This window comes from Pseudomonas parakoreensis, assembly GCF_021602155.1.
GTDB lineage: Bacteria > Pseudomonadota > Gammaproteobacteria > Pseudomonadales > Pseudomonadaceae > Aquipseudomonas > Aquipseudomonas parakoreensis.
The window spans coordinates 1-1,070 of sequence record NZ_BQHY01000062.1; the positions used below are offsets into that span (position 1 = coordinate 1).

The window sequence follows — 1,070 nt, forward strand, 5'->3', positions numbered from 1 at the left end:
TCGCTGCAATACAGCGCAGAGAAATTCCCGTCAGGCATTCCGGATACCCGTTTCGTGGTGCGCGGCCGCAACGACGTGTACGACCCGCGCACCGGTACCGCGGTTTACAGCGCCAATACCGCGTTACACCTGCTCTGGTTCCTGCGCGCGCGTTGCGGCGTACCGGACGACGAGATCGTGTTCGAAACCTTCGCCAGTGCTGCCAACGTGTGCGACGAGGCCCTGACCAATGCCGATGGCTCGACCAGTCAGCGCTATCGCAGTGGCTGCGTGATCGGAGCGGACGAGCAGCGCACGGGAGTGCTGCAGAAGCTTGAAGCGGCCTGCGGTGGCCACCTGATCCGTGTTGGTGGTCGCTGGATGCTTCAGGCGGGCGCGTACTACGGCCCGTATGACTTCGAGATCACTGAGGACATGGTGATCGGCACTGTCACCGGCAGCACTGAGCCGACCAACGACTCGGCGATCAACACCGTCCGGGGTACGTTCATTGACCCGTCGCAATCGTGGACGGAAACCGACTACCCCGAGGTAAGTGTCGCCGAATGGATCGGCGAGGACGGCGGAGAGGCAGCGGAAACGCTGACCTATTCCTATGTCACCGATCCGTACCAGGCCCAGCGCCTGGCGAACATGGAGTTGCGCCGGCGGCGCGCGGGTGGGGCAATCAGCATTCCGATGAACTTCGCCGGCTACAACTGCCGGCCGGGGCGCGTGGTGCGGGTCAACTTGCCGTCGCTGAACATCCTGGGCGAGTTCATCGTTTCGGACTGGTCCATGGGCGACAGCGAAGGCTGCACAGTCCAGGTCAAACAGTACGAGGCGGCGATCTTCGATGATGCGGTGGGCCAGCCGTACAACCCGATCGGATTCATCAATCTGCCGGCCGGCGGTCTCGGTACGCCGAGTGCGGTCACATGGACGCAGGACACCACCGCCGAGGTAACTCAGGGCGTGCTGTCGTGGCTGCCGCCGACGGGAATCGTAAAGGAATACATCGTCATCGTTCGGCAGGGCGCTACCGCGGTGCAGTCGCACAACGTTCCGGCCACCTCGACGGAGATCGCCAT

Annotated in this window: 1 pseudogene; it reads left to right on the forward strand. The window is 63.4% G+C overall.

Annotated elements, in window-relative coordinates:
* Window positions 1–1,070: pseudogene (locus L6D63_RS28360) on the forward strand (host specificity protein J); the annotation flags it as partial.